We start from the raw sequence: 15,766 nt of genomic DNA on the forward strand, positions 1-15,766 counted from the left end.
AGGAGTCTTTGTGTCTATTGCAAACAGTACAAAATTCACTCTGTTACTGCTCTCTATGACAACCATGATGTCCAACGTTGCCATCGTTACCTCACTGCCTCATCTCAAAGACCATTTTCCTGATATCGCGCAGATTGAATTTCTTTCCAGAATGATGCTCACTTTGCCTTCATTGGCGATCGCAATCCTGGCTCCTTTTTTGGGACATCTGCTGCATCGCTTCAAACGTACACATGCGCTAATGGCAGCTTTGCTCTTCTTTTCTCTAGCAGGAAGTGCGGGGCTCTATCTCCCTGATATCTATTCTTTGCTTTTGTCACGTTTCTCACTTGGGATTGCGATTGCCGTGCTGATGATCCTTACTACCTCTCTGGTAGGGGATTATTTCCAAGCCGAAGAGCGACACCGTTACATGGGTCTTCAAAGTGCATTTACTTCGGTAGGGGGACTTCTTTTTTTACTTGCAGGTGGTATACTCAGTGATATCGACTGGCGCTATACTTTTGGCATATACCTGGTGGGAGTACTCTTTTTACCGCTAGTTTTTTTGTATATCAAAGAACCGTCCCATTACCATGTTTTAGGAGATGAGCAGAGTGTTCATCCAAAACTCTTTAAGATCTACCTGCTTGCTTTTATATTGATGCTTATTTTTTATATCCTCCCGACACAAATGCCGTTTTTGATGATGAATCATTTTGGAGCAGACGGGAAACTCACAGGGATGATCATCGCGATGGCATTTATCTTCAATGCACTCGGAGCGATCAGTTTCTCACGTTTTAAGAAGTCTTATGATTTTAAACGTATCTATATGATCGGTATGACTATCGTTGCTGTAGGTTTTCTTCTCATCGGTAATGTACATAACGTCTATCTATTCTTTTTCACTTCACCTATTCTTGGATTTGGCGGGGGATTGTTGATGACCAATATCACGGCTTGGATGCTACATCTTGCCCATGAAAGCAAGCGTGTCAAGTCTTCAGGCTACCTGACAAGCTCTCTTTTTATGGGACAGTTCTTCTCACCTATCGTCTTTCATCCTGCAGTGGATTACTTTGGAGTACAACATTTTTTTGTGGTTACAGGAATGATTCTAGGCGGATTGGTACTTGCAGCAGCCGGCATACAGATAGTATCTAAAAGAGATGTTCAGTGAATCCCAAAAAAGTTGTAAGAGAGACAACCAGAGAACTCACTGATCTTCCCAATATCGGCAGATCATTAGCAAATGATCTGAAGCTTATAGGTATAGACATCCCTGAAAAACTCGAAGGGAAAGACCCGCACAAGCTATATCAAAAGCTCTGTGAAATGACGGGCAAGAGGCAAGACCCTTGTGTACTTGATACCTTTATGTCTATCATTGATTTTATGAATGGCGGCGAACCGAAAGTATGGTGGTCATATACAGATGAACGCAAAGAGAAATATAAGATTTAACTTTTTTCTTTTATTGTCTATTTACCATTCCTAACAGCTAATCCAAAAAGCACCAACATCACTAACGTTCCTGTAAGAGAATATCCTAAAGCAGTATGCATCCCAAAGTACTCCCAGATCACTCCACCTATATATGCACCAACAGCTCCAAAGAGTGCCACACCGGCATAAAATACCCCATAGACTGAACCTTTGTTCTGAGCCGTATCGGCAATATAAGCACGGTTGGCATTGAGTGAGGCAACAGTAAAGAGCCCCATAAATGCAAAGGCAAACCAGGTTGAAAGCGGATTTTGAAGATACAATAAAATTTGCGAGATCACACCGCTAAGATAAGCAAACATCATGATACGTTTTACACCGACCTTGTCAATCCAGCTCCCTATGATATAGCTTGTAGCCGTCTGTATCCCTGTAGAAACAACAAAAAGAAGGGGTATAAGTGCCGTTGCAATGCCGATCTCCTTTGCCTGAACGGTAAAAAAAGCATTTGAGAACATGAAAAATACAAAAAAGAAATAGACGAATAGTGCTTTAATTGTCTGCTTATCTTTCTCACTGAAAGTAAACTTCAAACTCACATGTTGAGAGGGTTTAGGAGTATCACGTACAAAAAAGATCATAAGTACCAGACCTATCATCCCAGGGATAAGTGTGGCATAAAAAATATTTCTCATCACGCTCTCGCTTTGACCAAATAAAGCAAGCAAAGCAAAAAGAATCAATGTTCCACTAAGTTCCCCGGCGATATCAAGCATCTTGTGAAATCCAAAGGTCTTGCCAGAAGCATTTTTTTTGCTATAAGCTGCGATCATCAGGTCTTTAGGTGCTGATCTTAGTCCCTTTCCTAGGCGTTCCAATGATTGAAGTACCGTAATCTGCTGATAGTTTGTGGTAAATCCTATTAACGGTTTGGTCAATGTAGAGAGTCCATACCCTGCTACAACAAAAGGTTTGACGATCCCATAACGGTCACTAAGATAGCCTGAAATCAGTCGCATTGCATAAGAGACAAATGTTGCAACTGCGACAATAAACCCAAGTTTATCCATACCTTCATGCAGTATCAACACGATAAAAAGCGGAAGAATAGGCTGTATCATCGCTGTTGCCATATCAGTAAAATAGCTCACCCATCCAAGCATTACCACATTCTTATCGATGCTTTTCATCTCTATGCTCCATTTTCAACGTATCGCATTTTATACCAATGTTCACTTACTGGCCGGTATGTTAGGTTATAATCTCTCTTTGAGTTTTTGTATCCTCGCATAGGCTTTGATAAGACTATCTTCTTTGATCTCTCCACTCTTTACAAGAGCCATCACAGTATCGACCAGTTCTCTTGTGCTCACCGTCTTTACAGGATCAAGCTGGTTACCAAAAAGCAAGATATCATTGCCGGCATTGATCGCTAGCTTCAAAGTATTTTTCAACCCGTATTTTTTTGAGATCGCTCCCATCTGGAGATCATCAGTGATCACGACACCGTGATATCCCAAATGCCATCGAAGCTTTTTAGTCACTGTTTCAAAGGAGAGACTTGCAGGGTACTGACTATCCAGTTTTTTATTAAATACATGTGCGACCATCACTGTATCCGCTTTATCTGCCAGAAGTCTATACGGCTCCATTTCTTCAGGCCGCCATAGATTGGTCACATCTACAAATCCTTTATGCGTATCTCCAAGCGAAGAACCATGACCCGGAAAGTGCTTTAATGAGGTCAAAACACCGTACTGATGCATCGCATCGATGAAAGTTGAAGAGAATGCCGCAACCTTTTTGGGATCTTTACCAAAACTTCTTCCCAAACCGTAGATCACATGATTTTGAGGATTGATTGAAAGGTCAGCTACAGGAGCAAGATCAAAATTTATCCCCACACTTTTAAGCTCATGTGCCATCTTTCTATAGGTACTTTCGACTTGTGATTTGTCCATTTTACTGACATCTGCAGCTTTGGGGTATTGACCGTAAAATCCATATATACTCTTCAAACGCTGTACACGTCCTCCCTCTTGATCTACAGCGATCAATAGTTTACCGTCATTGGAGCAGGCTTGAAGCTCTTTTGTAAGTTTAGCTAGTTGTTTCCTGTTTGCGATATTTTTTGGTTTGTTCTTATCTACAGGATTAAAATCAAAGAGAATCACCCCACCCAGATTGTACCTTCTGATATCTTGGCATATCTGTGAGTCTTTAGGGGCAGACGTACCGTGAAACCCTACCATTAACATCTGTCCGACCATTCCGGAAAGCTTTTTTTCTTTTATTTCATCTGCTGAACTTCCAATCCATGCTAGTAAAATAATGAACACAACCCAAACTTTTTTAACCATACGAACCCTTCCTTCACTTGAAAAGCCCATTATAGTACAACTGGGCTTCATTCCGTACTATTATCACTACTGGTAAAGGGTCAATAAGTGTCGTATGTACCTTCCTCTACTTCACCTTTCAGCATATCGAGTGCTTCTTGCATAACCTGGATGATCAGCTCAGCTGCAAGTCTGTCATCTGCTTCAGGTACATCCCAATCGGTGAACTTCATATTTGTTTTAAAAACTGCTTTTACCTCTGAAATGATCTCATTTTTTCTTGCTTGGATATCTTTTTCTACCGGATCCATTCTATCTCCTTTTTGTATGATTTATTTTATTATCTTACTCCTTCTATGATTAGTGTTCGGTTTACCTTAACTGTGTATCATTTGATTACAAGAGCAATTATGGGCTGTATAAATCTTAACTCCCTTGTAGATTTCATACCTCCTTATAAACATTTCAAACTTTTCCCTTAAAATAACAATCCCTTCCATAGTTGCTCTTTATTGATAGATTTCCCCCAATATATACTTTAGATAATTCACCGCTTCACATTTATTACATATACTTTCAGTATAATGTGCGCATTAATTTATCACAAAGGTATCATAGATGAAAAAAATACTCACTCTGTTTTTTATTATTGTTTCGCTAGGAGCATATTTATATGCTGAAGAACAACCTGATCTCTCTTTCAAAGATATCAATGGTACAACCATACAGATCAAAGGTTCTGAACTGGGATTGGATATCCCATCACTGAAAGGAAAGGTGGTTTTTCTTGAGTTTTTTGGACACAGATGTCCTCCATGTCTCAAATCTATCCCTCACCTTATTGACCTTCAAACAAAGTATAAAGATAAACTAGCGATCGTATCGGTTGAAGTACAAGGAATGAACGAAGAGGCACTGAAAGACTTTGTATTCGAAAAAGGGATCAACTATACTGTCACTACAGAACAAAATGCAAGAATATTGGTCAACTACATTGCGGCACGTGCTGAATGGAGCGGAAGTATACCTTTTATGGTAGCTATGGACACAAAAGGTGATGTACAATTCGTACAGGTAGGGATGATCCCTCAGGATTATCTTGAAAACCTTATTGCACAACTCTCAAAGTAATCTCATAGATTACTCCAACATCACGATACCATTTTGTATCGTGATAATTCCTTCCAGCTCTGCTTCATATACCTTATCCCCAAATCGTTCTAAAGTAGCATCGAACGTCGGTAAGGTTTGACAAAAATAGAAAAAATCATCTTTAGGTACTTCTTCGCTTGCTTTCATTCCAAATCGTGAAGCAAAAGCCTCTATATCATAGATCGGTTTGGCCTTACCTTCTGCCAGCAGGGTATTTGTACCCGGACTTTCATCAAGTCTATGAGGAGATACATAGATCTCTTTACCCATCTTAAGGGCATACTCAACAGAGCGCATAGAACCGCTATCCAAATCAGCTTCAGTAACGATCAGTATATCTCCTAATGCAACAACCAGTTCATTACGTACCACAAAGCTCCATGCTGTTGCTTTAAACCCGTCATTGAACTGACTGAGTACCAAGCCCTTTGACTCAATCTTCTGGATAAGTTCTCTATTTATGGCAGGATAATGGATATCAAGTCCGTTGGCTGCCACTGCAATCGTATTTTCCTCACCTGCTCCTTTATGTGCTATCGTATCGACACCCATCGCTGCACCGCTTACGACACATATACCTCTTTTTGCTAATGTTTTGGCTAGTGTATAGGTAAAATTTTTGGTATACACAGAAGGATTTCTTGTACCGACGATAGAGACTTTCGGCCGAAGCAAAAGTGATAAGTTTCCTTTGAAAAACAATGAATCAGGATACTTTTTCATCGCTTCTAATTCTGGAAGATGCTCTGTAATTCTCTGGCTCATACCAACCCTTTTTTACGGATGATAACAAAGCAAAAACATCTTACTGAAAAAATCTTTCATAATGTCATATTTTAAAAGCAATATCCGAAAGTTTCATACCTATCATACTAAAGTATCACTCTCCAAATCGTATAGGCGATCACTGAAAGTACCGTGATCCCAATCAAATTGAGTTTAACTCCGATGGTAGCCATCTGTTTGATATGAATCACTCGACAACTCATTACAATCGCATTTGGAGGCGTAGCAATAGGAAGCATAAATGCAAAACTTGCTGCAATTGTTGCCACCATCAAAAGCAGTGTTCCCTCATTTTGTGGCATAACTTTAGCAAATTCATAAAAGATCGGGATAGCAATGGAAGCAAGTGCAGTATTGCTTGTCACCTCTGTCGAAAATGTGACTACAAATGCAACAATCAAAAACATCCAAAATAGAGGGATTGATGAGATGAACTCCAGTTTGTTTGCGATCTCTGCAGCCAACCCGGTGTTTGAAAATGCTGTAGCGATTGAAAAACCGGCACCAAACAAAAAAATGATCTCATAGGGTAAAGAACGCGTATCCTTCCATTCCAAAAATCCGATACGCGGTACGAACATCAAAAGACCAAATCCCAGTAACAAAAGCTTCTCATCCAGTGCAAAACCTACTATCTCTTTCAGAAAAGTATTTGCAATCAGAATAAAGGCAAGGATTCCCAGGATCCAGTAAAGTCTTCTTTGTTCTCTATTGAGTGGAGGAATATCATGCTTCATGTGTGTTACTGATTCATGTACAACTCCAAATGCAAGTATCCAAGGGATGATCAGTAGCATAGTTGCAACAACCGGGATCATCATAAACATCCACTCTCCAAAAGCCAAAATAGGTAAATTATGTCCTTCCAAGAAGCCAAGAAGGATCAAGTTGGGTGCTGTACCAATAGGCGTAATGATTCCCCCTATACTTGCACCATATGCCGTAGCCAGCAAAAAACGAACTTTCAATTTGATATTCTCACTCAAAAAAAATGCAATAGGCATCAACATGAGTGTAACGGTTGTATTGGAGAGTATACCGCTGAGCATTGCTGAAGTGATCGACAATGCATAGATAATACCTCTTGGGGTTTTAGGAAAAAAACTTAAAAGCTTTGCAGAGAAATATTTGTGCAGGTTGATTTTCTCCAGCGCAATAGCCAGCAAAAATCCGCCTAAAAAAAGGAATATAATGGATTTGGAGTAGTTGGGCGTTACTTCATTTACATCAAGGATACCAAATACAGGGAATAAGATGATCGGCAATAAGGATACGGCCCCAAGCGGTAAGGCTTCATTCGTCCAAAGTGTCACCAAAAATGCGATCAGTGCGATCAGAAGACTATGCTGAAATGTAAATATCCATGAAGAGAGACCGAAAGATACCAAGCCTATCAATACGGCTATGATAATACCTCTCATCTTTTCACCTTTAGTTGATAAAGTTCATCAATATATACTGTTTCTACATCCTTCAACATCTCTGTTGCACTTGAAAGTGCTTCCAGTGTCACTTTATGTGGATGTCCTATAACGATCGTATATCCTCTCTTTTTTGCTATATTCACTGCAAGTTTTAACTGTTTATGGATAGAATCGACAGTCTGTTTATTATCTATAAATACATCACGTGCCATATAGAGTTGCGAATGTTTTCTACTGATCTGGGGTACTTTAGTAGCAGAAATCGTACGACTGTCAATAAATACAAATCCTTCCTGATAAAGTGCCTGATAAAGTCTGTCCATCGCAAGATAGTTACTGGTAAACACTGAGCCTGTATGATTGTTCACAAATCTTGCCGTAGGGAAAAGTCTCCTCAGTTCTTTAACCCTGGATTCTATCATCTCCGGTGTATCTGTGACCATCAGTGTTTTTTCCTGTTTGTCATATGCTTTTCCTGACTGCATAGGTAAATGGATCATATAATGCTTTAAGCCTTCGGCCAATTTATTATTTGATGGGGAAAGTTTATATGGCGGGAATATAGAGGGTGTAAGCTTCAAATTCACTGCTTGGATATGCTCGAGTTGTGACCTGGAAGAAACATCATCGATAATGATCACAAGTTTAGGCTTCTCACTTTTTGATGAAGCCATCATTTCATTATAATGCACCATATCACCAGGATAAGGAACACTTTTACTCTTTTCAAGAAGTTTTTGTTTTTCTTCTTCCTTTTGAGCTTCCAAAGCAGCCTTTTTCTGCTCTGCTTCTCTTTGTATTTGTAGTTTTAACTCAAGCTCATCTTGTCTTTTTTGCTCTCTGAGCGCTCTCTCATTTTTTACTTTTTCCAAACTTTCAAAAAGTGCTTTGTTATCTGAACTGCTCTTTAGCAGTATACTGTTGGGATTGGGTTGAACACCAGCTTCACCTCTCCCGATATAATATCCGAGTACTACCATAGCGATCATTACTATCACTGTCGTAAAGATCGTAAAATCCTTTTTTAACGTACCTTTTTTCCGGCTGGATTTACTACGTTTGGTTGGTGCTTTTTTTGTCGTAGATTTTACAGTTGCTGATCTACGCTTTCTCTCTTTGGCCATATTTTTCCAATTGTATCTATTTTTGATTATTTTATCGAAAAAGAACTAATTGCCGATATCTGGGGACAAATACAAAGCAAATTATGAAAATTGGGTAGAAATGAAAAACTTTTGTAGATTATTGAAATAATAGTATAGATACAGACATACTCAGGGTTTTTAGTTAGATTGCTGTAGATTTAAAGGTTGTGGTAAAGGAGCGTGCATTCAGTACGTGACTGAACCGCTCCTTCAAAGACGCAGAAAGATAACTAAAAAAATTAGTTAGTCTCTTGATCTACGATCTTGTTCGCCTTAATCCAAGGCATCATTGCACGAAGTCTTGCACCTGTTACTTCTACAGGGTGTGCTTTAAGGTTGTTTCTCTCAGCATTCATTCTTGGGTAACCTGCTTGCCCTTCAAGCACGAAGTCTTTAGCAAATTGTCCGTTTTGGATCTCTTTAAGCACTTGTCTCATTGCTTTTTTAGACTCTTCGTTGATGATTCTTGGTCCAGATACCATATCACCGTACTCAGCTGTGTTAGAGATAGAATATCTCATGTCTGCGATACCACCTTCGAAGATCAAATCAACGATAAGTTTCATCTCGTGTAGACACTCAAAATATGCCATTTCTGCTGGATAACCAGCTTCTGTAAGTGTTTCAAAACCAGCTTGGATAAGTGCAGATACACCACCACAAAGAACTGCTTGCTCACCGAAAAGGTCAGTCTCAGTCTCATCTTTGAATGTAGTTTCGATGATACCTGTTCTACCACCACCGATCGCTGAAGCATATGAAAGTGCTACATCTTTTGTGTTACCGCTTGGGTTCTGACCGATAGCGATAAGGTCAGGAATACCACCACCTCTTACAAACTCGCTTCTTACAGTGTGTCCAGGTGCTTTTGGAGCAACCATCATTACGTTGATGTCAGCTCTTGGCTGGATACGTCCGTAATGGATCGCAAACCCGTGACCGAATGCAATAGTCGCACCTTCTTTTAGGTTTGGCTCGATCTGTGCTTCATAGATCTCTTTTTGGTTTTCATCCGGAAGAAGGATCATAACAACATCACCTTTAGCAGATGCCTCTTCTACTGTAAGTACTTCAAAACCTTTTGCAGCAGCTTTATCCCAAGAGCTTCCGCCTTTTCTAAGACCGATTACTACTTCTACACCAGAGTCTCTTAGGTTCTCAGCATGTGCGTGTCCTTGAGATCCGAAACCGATCATTGCAACAGTTTTAGACTTGATGATACTAAGATCACAATCTTTGTCATAGTAAACATTTAATTGTTCTGCCATTGTTAAATCCTTCATTAATTTAGCTAAAAAATTTTCGCGATTATATCTAAATGTAGCTTATAACCCCAGTTTAGCTATAATTTGCTTTATGCAACATACTAAAGTAACCCTCCATACCATCACCGAAAATGAAGCAGGACAACGTATCGACAACTTCCTGCTGCGACACCTCAAAGGCATCCCCAAATCACGTATATACCGTATCATACGCAAAGGTGAAGTAAGGGTAAACAAAAAGCGCATCAAGACTGAGTACAAGCTGCAGCTAAATGATATCGTACGTATTCCGCCTGTCACACTAGAAGAAAAAAAGCCGCTTTCAAAAGTACCGGATCATCTGCTAAAACTTATTGAAAAAGCAATCTATTTTGAAGATGAAGAGCTCATCTTACTTAACAAACCCTCAGGGCTTGCCGTACATGGAGGAAGTCATTCAGAACTCGGTCTCATAGAGATACTTCGGCAGTTACGTTCCGATCTAACTTACCTCGAACTGGCTCATAGACTCGATATGGAAACAAGCGGAGTGCTGCTAGTCGCAAAAAGCAGAAAAATGCTTCAGGAACTCCATACCATGCTCAGAGAAGCCCACCAGATCGAAAAACACTACACTGCACTGGTTGCTGGAGTATGGCAAGGCGGACAAAAGAAAATTACACATAAACTGGAAAGACAACAAGATAGAAGTAAAAAGGTCCAGGTCAGTGAAGAGGGTAAAGAATCAACAAGTATTTTCACTCCCCTCAGACATTATAAAGATGCCACCCTTATGAATGTACAGATACTCACTGGCCGCATGCATCAGATACGAACACAGCTTGCTTATATTGACCATCCGATCATCGGTGATGATCGCTATGGAGATGAGAAACAAAACCGGTATTTTGCGAAACATCACCACTCTACGAGACTCTTTTTACATGCAAATTTAGTTTCATTTACGCTTAATGGTAAAACTTATACATTTAAAGCTCCGTTAGCCGATGAGCTTCAAAAAGTTATTGACACACTAAAGTAATTTACATCCTATCGTGAACGAGGTCCATAGGAGTAGTTACTCTCCTCTTCGGCAACTTGAACCTTTTTTTTCGATACTACTGTCACTATCTCTTCTTCTTCCTCAAAATGGCTCACCAAGGCATGCTCATTCTCTTGCATTGCCATCATCTGTCTCTCTAATGTGTGAAGTTTGCTTTTAAACTCATCAGAAATTTTTACGATATCTTCATAGTATCGTCCAGCCAGTTCTATTTCATGTCTATTGAGTGTGTTGTTTTTCATTCCCAAAATACTTTTTAACGTACTCTGCTTCTGCGTAAAATATATCTCATAAATTTTTGCATAGATATTGAACATTGACTCCAAAAGTATCTCCATCTCCGAAAGAACACTCTGACTTCTAAACTGTGAAAACTGAATTGCCTCATTGTAGTACCATTTACCAACTTCTGAATCTTGGATGATAGGAAGAGTTAAATGACTCTTATCCACGTTCAAACCTGAGACAAGCAGTTTAATGGTATTGACCCACTTCAGGTGAGCAACTCTTGCTTTATAGAGTCTATTCAAACTTTTTTCTTTCGCATTCACAAGATATCCCCTTGTCATAAAATATTTTTATTTCATTGTAATTTTTTATCATTATAGACTCAAATGTCCAGCTCATAATTCAATAAATAGATTATTTTTTAATCAATTGATATTTTAAAGAGCAGAATTACTCTATTATCACTCTATATACTCATATGCTATGTGACTCAAACACCAATATTTTTCTAGCCTATGAGCATCCCCTTATCAATAATATTTTTGAAAAAATCATCTCTCTCCGGCTAATGCTATTATGCTATAATTGATGCTTAAAGGAGTGGATAATGATCGCATTTTTAAACGACTCCATGCTCTGGTGGCACTGGATCATACTTGGAATTATTCTCTTGATCATCGAAATGAATTTGGGAACATTCTTCATACTGGGACTTGGCGTTGCCGCAATACTCGTAGGTGTAATAGATTTACTCTTTGGTACTAGTTTCAATACAGAACTACTTATCTGGATCATCCTTTCTTTACTTTCTATTGCTGCATGGTTCAAGTGGTTTCGAGAACCGCCCCAAACTGATAGTGGTCAGTCCAATTACCGGCTTGACACCTTGGGAAGCGTACTTGAAGAGATAGAACCTCATAGTAGAGGCAAAGTCAAATTTGATTCACCCGTACTCGGCAATACCACATGGCATGCTACAGCCAAAGTCAAGATCGCCAAAGATATACGTGTCAAGATCGTACAGATCAATGGACAGCTTATAGAAGTTGAACCTGTTTAAAGTCTTTAAAGGAGAAGAATATGGAAGCACTCAATATACTGATTATCCTCGCTGTTTTAGTTATCGTTACACTCTATAAAGGTATCAATATCGTACCACAGGGTGAAGAATGGGTTGTGGAGAGACTGGGAAAGTTCAGCCGTACCCTCACTCCTGGACTCAATATCATCATCCCTTATATTGAATCGATCCGTGAACGTGTCTCCACCCGGGACCTCATCCTTGATATCCCTGAACAGGAGGTCATCACTAAAGACAATGCCGTCATCCACACCAATGCCGTTACCTTTGCACGTGTCACCAACCCACGTGATGCGATATACGGTATCGAGGATTTTAGGATAGCGATTCAACAGCTTGTGATGACCACCCTGCGTTCTATACTGGGTGAGATGAACCTGGATGATGCACTCTCCAATCGTGAACAGATCAAGACAAAACTCAAAGACTCCATCATTGATGATGTAGCAGACTGGGGTGTCACAGTCAAGTCTGTAGAGATACAGGATATCAATCCAAGTACTTCTATGCAGGCTTCCATGGAGAGACAAGCAGCAGCTGAACGTGAAAGAAGAGCGATAGAAACGACTGCAGAAGGTAAAAAAAATGCTGCCATCCTTGAAGCAGACGGGAAACTCGAAGCAGCCAAAAGAGAGGCCCAGGCACAGATCGCTCTGGCCAATGCCTCAGGTGAAGCGATCAACATCATCACCCAAAATATCAAGGATAACGAACTTCCGGCCATGTTCCTGCTTGGAGACCGATATATCAATACGCTCCATGAGATGAGCAAGAGTGAGAATGCCAAGTTCGTGATCTATCCAGCCGATCTTCAGGGAGCTATTAAAGGGATGCTGGGGAATGTGTTTAAGAAATAAAGTTTCATTCACTTCGTTCCTATTAATGAGAAGGTGGGGACAAGGTAAAGTTTTTAAAAAATGATTCAGAAGAATCCTATAAATTTATGGATTCTCTTCTATTATTTTGAGATTGAGCCAAGATGGGGGATTATGAAAACCAAGTTCACTTTGCTTCCAATCCCCTCCTTCACTATTACGCAGATGTAATACGTTATTAATAAGAGTGTATTGTAACCCTGTGATACTACTGATGAGATTTTTACCTTCACGTAACGCTTCAAGAACAGCTTCTCTACTTTTCATACGTATCCTTTAAGCAATTTGTAAAAAGACCCATTAGTCTCTTTATATAACTGTTTAAAATACGGACAGATTACTCTGCCCATAAATGCTCTTAAAGAGCAGTAACGTTTTCAGCTTGTAAGCCTTTTTCACCTTTACCGATCTCAAAAGTTACTTTTTGACCTTCATTAAGAGAAACACGACCGTAACCGCTACTATTGATTTGACGGTAGTGTACAAATACATCATCCCCACCATTTTCTTGTTCGATAAAACCGAAACCTTTTTCACTGTTGAACCATTTTACAGTTCCATTTACTTGAGTTGCCATTGCAATTCCTTTTGTTGTTTATACATTTTATTACTAAAATGCTCAAAATATAATGTGGAGTGTTCTTTGGAAGGATAATACTGTAAACTAAGTGTAAGCAATAAAAGTCGAGCCTAAGATGAAACTCTAAATCATCTTTGAATATAACCATTATAGCTGAAAAGGTTAATAATAGCAAATCATGGATAATTGGCTTCTCTCTACTTCTGAAGTTGAAGATTAAAACTTCTATCAATAATGTAGAATATACCACTTTGAGAAGAGTTTTATCATAGGGACAAGTTCACTTAGAAAAATGCTGATAATCCTTCACCCCGATCCAATCACCGCCCCACTGCCAGCCATGTTTTTTAAATAGCATCACAGCTTTATCCTTGGATAGCAATACAGTTTTATCTGCTGCCGTATCATTTTTATGTACTCTTTTTTTATACACTAATGACGCTTTGTGACTTATATGCCCGCTTCGGGAAATATAAGGGTTTTCTATTGGATTAATATCGATTGCTTTGCCGTAGCTGTGTTTCGACCAGCTCTTGCTTCCAGTGGCTTTGCGGCAGTTAAATGCAGAAGTGTTATCTGCTTCGATAGACTGCCAGTCACTCCCCTTGTAATCACTCACCAGTCTCATTTGATAGATAGGATAGTCAAGTTCGTACAGCACTTTAAATATTTTCACAACCTCATCTGCCACATCTTTATGAACAATGAGTTCTCCCCACTGCTCCTGACCACTAAAGTTCTTATACTTCATACGCAGATAACGAAGATCGGCAATACCTACAGGGCAACCCTCTTTATAAGAGTTTCCATTGATCATGCGCTGTTTTACTTCGGGTGTGATTTTTGAGATATTTGCTTGATAGTCAGCCGATACGCTTATACTTAAAATGGTCAAAAATAAAATGATCTTTTGCATACTTTATTATAGCCAAAACGGTAAAGCTTCTGTGTTTATAAAAAATGAATAATTTATCAAATGGGGTCATATAAATGCAGAGGTTAAAGCCTAAACTATAACCTCTAAAGTAACTACAGCTTAGTGTAGCGGGAGATACGCATATCCGTCATTTTGTGCATCGATCAAGGCGATAGTTGAGTTAGGAACAACCTTCACGAATGGATACAAACTCTTTTCAGATATATTTCTTTTTTTCATGCCTACGCTGCACATTTCAAATGTTACATCATAGTTATCATATAATGCTTTTAATCTTTTACCGATCTCTTTCATTTTTAGATCATCACTGTTCTGTACAAAAAATTTATAGCTGTCGCCATGTATTACTACCTTGACTTTCAGTTCTTCAAAGTGATTTTCATAATAGATTGAATTATTTGCAATAGCCGAGATCAGGTTAGTCTCTATAACACTGATATCTCCTGACTTTAAGTCATACACAATCTTTTTTTCAACTGCATTTTCCTCTGCTCCCAAAAGAAGAAAAGGAAAAACAAGTAGCAGAAGAAAACTTCTCAATAGATGTTTCATCATACTATTCCATCAGTCCTGAAAGGATCTTTTCCATCCTTTTCTGTGCATCATCAAGCACTTCCAAAGATGCTTTATCATCAATTGCCATTGCACTGATCCAGTTGTAAACAGAAGGGAAAGCCACATGCATTTTGTTTTCATCTTTTTTCTTATAGAGATAAAGTGAACAAGGTGCGAATGCTCCTGCTTCTGGTCTCACTTTTGCCACGGTATAGATCACAGGCAGTTTACAGATCGAATAAACATCGTAAAAGTTATATCCTTCATAGTTATTCTCTTCAAAGTCATAGTTTAGATCACTGAATCCTGCCATAACAAATCCGTTTGGAGAGAGTTCACCCTCAAATGACATTTGAAACTCATCTTTTGTATCTTCCCAGCTGTCAGCTTCCATATCCATCTCAAAACGTGTAACACGCTCACCTACAATTGCCTTCGTTTCATACGGTAGCTTCACAAACTGACCGTTTGGCATCGCAGTTTTTAATGCTTCTTTTACCATATTACCTATCTTAAGAAGCGTTTTATCATCTTTAGGGATACCAAGGATCGTTGCTAATGATTCAGTAGTAAGTGTAGAAACAGAGATGGTTTTTTCACCTTTTTTAGTATAGATCGACATACTAAGCGGTGCAAAAAGACCGATCTCAGAATGTTCTTTAACCAAAGTCAATGTATCTGGTTTACTATAGAATGTAAAAAGATTATAGACATCAAATGAGCTCTCATTAAACTGTTTTTTAAACGGGATGTTCATGTCCCTGTTTTCTGCTACAAAAAAGCCGACTTTCAAGAATGCCTCTTCTATCGTCTTAGGTGTAATTTTTCCGTCGCTGTTATCTGCTGTGAATACCTGAATATCCTGAGCAAACCCCATTGTTCCTACCACCACCAGGGCCAGTAATTTTTTTAGTAAATTTTTCATATTT

Annotated in this window: 19 protein-coding genes; 6 read left to right on the top strand and 13 right to left on the bottom strand. The window is 39.1% G+C overall.

Features of this window, described 5'->3' with window-relative positions; translation table 11 throughout:
- The first annotated feature begins 10 nt into the window (after positions 1-10).
- A complete protein-coding gene (locus PGH07_RS11030; protein WP_289414551.1) occupies positions 11-1,162 on the top strand; it encodes an MFS transporter in 1,152 nt (383 codons plus the stop codon).
- Positions 1,159-1,446, top strand: a complete 288-nt coding sequence (locus PGH07_RS11035; protein ID WP_289414552.1) for a helix-hairpin-helix domain-containing protein — start codon at positions 1,159-1,161, stop codon at positions 1,444-1,446. The genes PGH07_RS11030 and PGH07_RS11035 overlap by 4 nt, the downstream gene beginning before the upstream one ends.
- A 17-nt stretch (positions 1,447-1,463) precedes the next feature.
- Here the strand turns inward: PGH07_RS11035 and PGH07_RS11040 are convergent, their stop codons facing one another.
- The 3 genes from PGH07_RS11040 to PGH07_RS11050 all read right to left on the bottom strand — a co-directional run bounded on the left by PGH07_RS11040 (position 1,464) and on the right by PGH07_RS11050 (position 4,078).
- Positions 1,464-2,618, bottom strand: a complete 1,155-nt coding sequence (locus tag PGH07_RS11040) for an MFS transporter (RefSeq protein ID WP_289414554.1) — start codon at positions 2,616-2,618, stop codon at positions 1,464-1,466.
- Between the two features lie 66 nt (positions 2,619-2,684).
- The gene (locus PGH07_RS11045) at positions 2,685-3,788 is read right to left on the bottom strand and encodes a glycoside hydrolase family 3 N-terminal domain-containing protein (RefSeq protein WP_289414555.1); all 1,104 of its coding nucleotides are present in this window, start codon (positions 3,786-3,788) and stop codon (positions 2,685-2,687) included.
- Positions 3,789-3,868: 80 nt separating this feature from the next.
- Positions 3,869-4,078, bottom strand: coding sequence for a hypothetical protein (locus PGH07_RS11050; protein WP_289414556.1), 210 nt, complete (start codon positions 4,076-4,078; stop codon positions 3,869-3,871).
- Between the two features lie 307 nt (positions 4,079-4,385).
- Here PGH07_RS11050 and PGH07_RS11055 point away from each other — a divergent pair, with 307 nt between their 5' ends.
- Complete coding sequence (locus PGH07_RS11055; protein WP_289414557.1) at positions 4,386-4,898, top strand: TlpA family protein disulfide reductase; 513 nt, start codon at positions 4,386-4,388, stop codon at positions 4,896-4,898.
- A 9-nt stretch (positions 4,899-4,907) separates the two neighbouring features.
- Here the strand turns inward: PGH07_RS11055 and PGH07_RS11060 are convergent, their stop codons facing one another.
- The 4 genes from PGH07_RS11060 to ilvC all read right to left on the bottom strand — a co-directional run bounded on the left by PGH07_RS11060 (position 4,908) and on the right by ilvC (position 9,542).
- Entirely contained in the window at positions 4,908-5,684 is a 777-nt protein-coding gene (locus PGH07_RS11060; protein ID WP_289414558.1) for a DNA-processing protein DprA, read from the bottom strand.
- A 107-nt stretch (positions 5,685-5,791) separates the two neighbouring features.
- Positions 5,792-7,126 carry an SLC13 family permease gene (locus tag PGH07_RS11065; RefSeq protein WP_289414559.1) on the bottom strand — a complete coding sequence of 445 codons (1,335 nt, stop codon included), beginning with the start codon at positions 7,124-7,126 and terminating at the stop codon, positions 5,792-5,794.
- Positions 7,123-8,253 (bottom strand): divergent polysaccharide deacetylase family protein, encoded by a 1,131-nt coding sequence (locus PGH07_RS11070; protein WP_289414560.1) that lies wholly within the window; start codon positions 8,251-8,253, stop codon positions 7,123-7,125. Before PGH07_RS11070 ends, PGH07_RS11065 begins: the two co-directional genes overlap by 4 nt.
- A gap of 260 nt (positions 8,254-8,513) precedes the next feature.
- Positions 8,514-9,542 carry a ketol-acid reductoisomerase gene (ilvC, locus tag PGH07_RS11075; RefSeq protein ID WP_289414562.1) on the bottom strand — a complete coding sequence of 343 codons (1,029 nt, stop codon included), beginning with the start codon at positions 9,540-9,542 and terminating at the stop codon, positions 8,514-8,516.
- Positions 9,543-9,630: 88 nt separating this feature from the next.
- On the opposite strand from ilvC, the gene PGH07_RS11080 reads away from it, so the two are divergent.
- Positions 9,631-10,560 carry an RluA family pseudouridine synthase gene (locus PGH07_RS11080; protein WP_289414563.1) on the top strand — a complete coding sequence of 310 codons (930 nt, stop codon included), beginning with the start codon at positions 9,631-9,633 and terminating at the stop codon, positions 10,558-10,560.
- 8 nt (positions 10,561-10,568) lie between these two features.
- Here PGH07_RS11080 and PGH07_RS11085 read toward each other — a convergent pair whose 3' ends face one another.
- A complete protein-coding gene (locus tag PGH07_RS11085; protein WP_289414564.1) occupies positions 10,569-11,132 on the bottom strand; it encodes a hypothetical protein in 564 nt (187 codons plus the stop codon).
- Between the two features lie 284 nt (positions 11,133-11,416).
- On the opposite strand from PGH07_RS11085, the gene PGH07_RS11090 reads away from it, so the two are divergent.
- Both PGH07_RS11090 and PGH07_RS11095 read left to right on the top strand, forming a co-directional pair.
- Complete coding sequence (locus PGH07_RS11090) at positions 11,417-11,869, top strand: NfeD family protein (protein ID WP_289414565.1); 453 nt, start codon at positions 11,417-11,419, stop codon at positions 11,867-11,869.
- 20 nt (positions 11,870-11,889) lie between these two features.
- Positions 11,890-12,747, top strand: a complete 858-nt coding sequence (locus PGH07_RS11095; protein ID WP_289414566.1) for an SPFH domain-containing protein — start codon at positions 11,890-11,892, stop codon at positions 12,745-12,747.
- A gap of 84 nt (positions 12,748-12,831) precedes the next feature.
- Here the strand turns inward: PGH07_RS11095 and PGH07_RS11100 are convergent, their stop codons facing one another.
- The 5 genes from PGH07_RS11100 to PGH07_RS11120 form a co-directional block, all read right to left on the bottom strand.
- Positions 12,832-13,032 (bottom strand): hypothetical protein, encoded by a 201-nt coding sequence (locus PGH07_RS11100; protein WP_289414567.1) that lies wholly within the window; start codon positions 13,030-13,032, stop codon positions 12,832-12,834.
- A 91-nt stretch (positions 13,033-13,123) separates the two neighbouring features.
- A complete protein-coding gene (locus PGH07_RS11105; protein WP_289414569.1) occupies positions 13,124-13,342 on the bottom strand; it encodes a cold-shock protein in 219 nt (72 codons plus the stop codon).
- 283 nt (positions 13,343-13,625) lie between these two features.
- The gene (locus PGH07_RS11110) at positions 13,626-14,261 is read right to left on the bottom strand and encodes a M15 family metallopeptidase (protein WP_289414570.1); all 636 of its coding nucleotides are present in this window, start codon (positions 14,259-14,261) and stop codon (positions 13,626-13,628) included.
- 120 nt (positions 14,262-14,381) lie between these two features.
- Entirely contained in the window at positions 14,382-14,834 is a 453-nt protein-coding gene (locus PGH07_RS11115) for a DsrE family protein (protein ID WP_289414571.1), read from the bottom strand.
- A gap of 4 nt (positions 14,835-14,838) precedes the next feature.
- Positions 14,839-15,762, bottom strand: coding sequence for a DUF302 domain-containing protein (locus PGH07_RS11120; RefSeq protein ID WP_289414573.1), 924 nt, complete (start codon positions 15,760-15,762; stop codon positions 14,839-14,841).
- Positions 15,763-15,766 lie beyond the last annotated feature (4 nt).

The sequence above is a fragment of the Sulfurovum zhangzhouensis genome (genome assembly GCF_030347965.1).
GTDB lineage: Bacteria > Campylobacterota > Campylobacteria > Campylobacterales > Sulfurovaceae > Sulfurovum > Sulfurovum zhangzhouensis.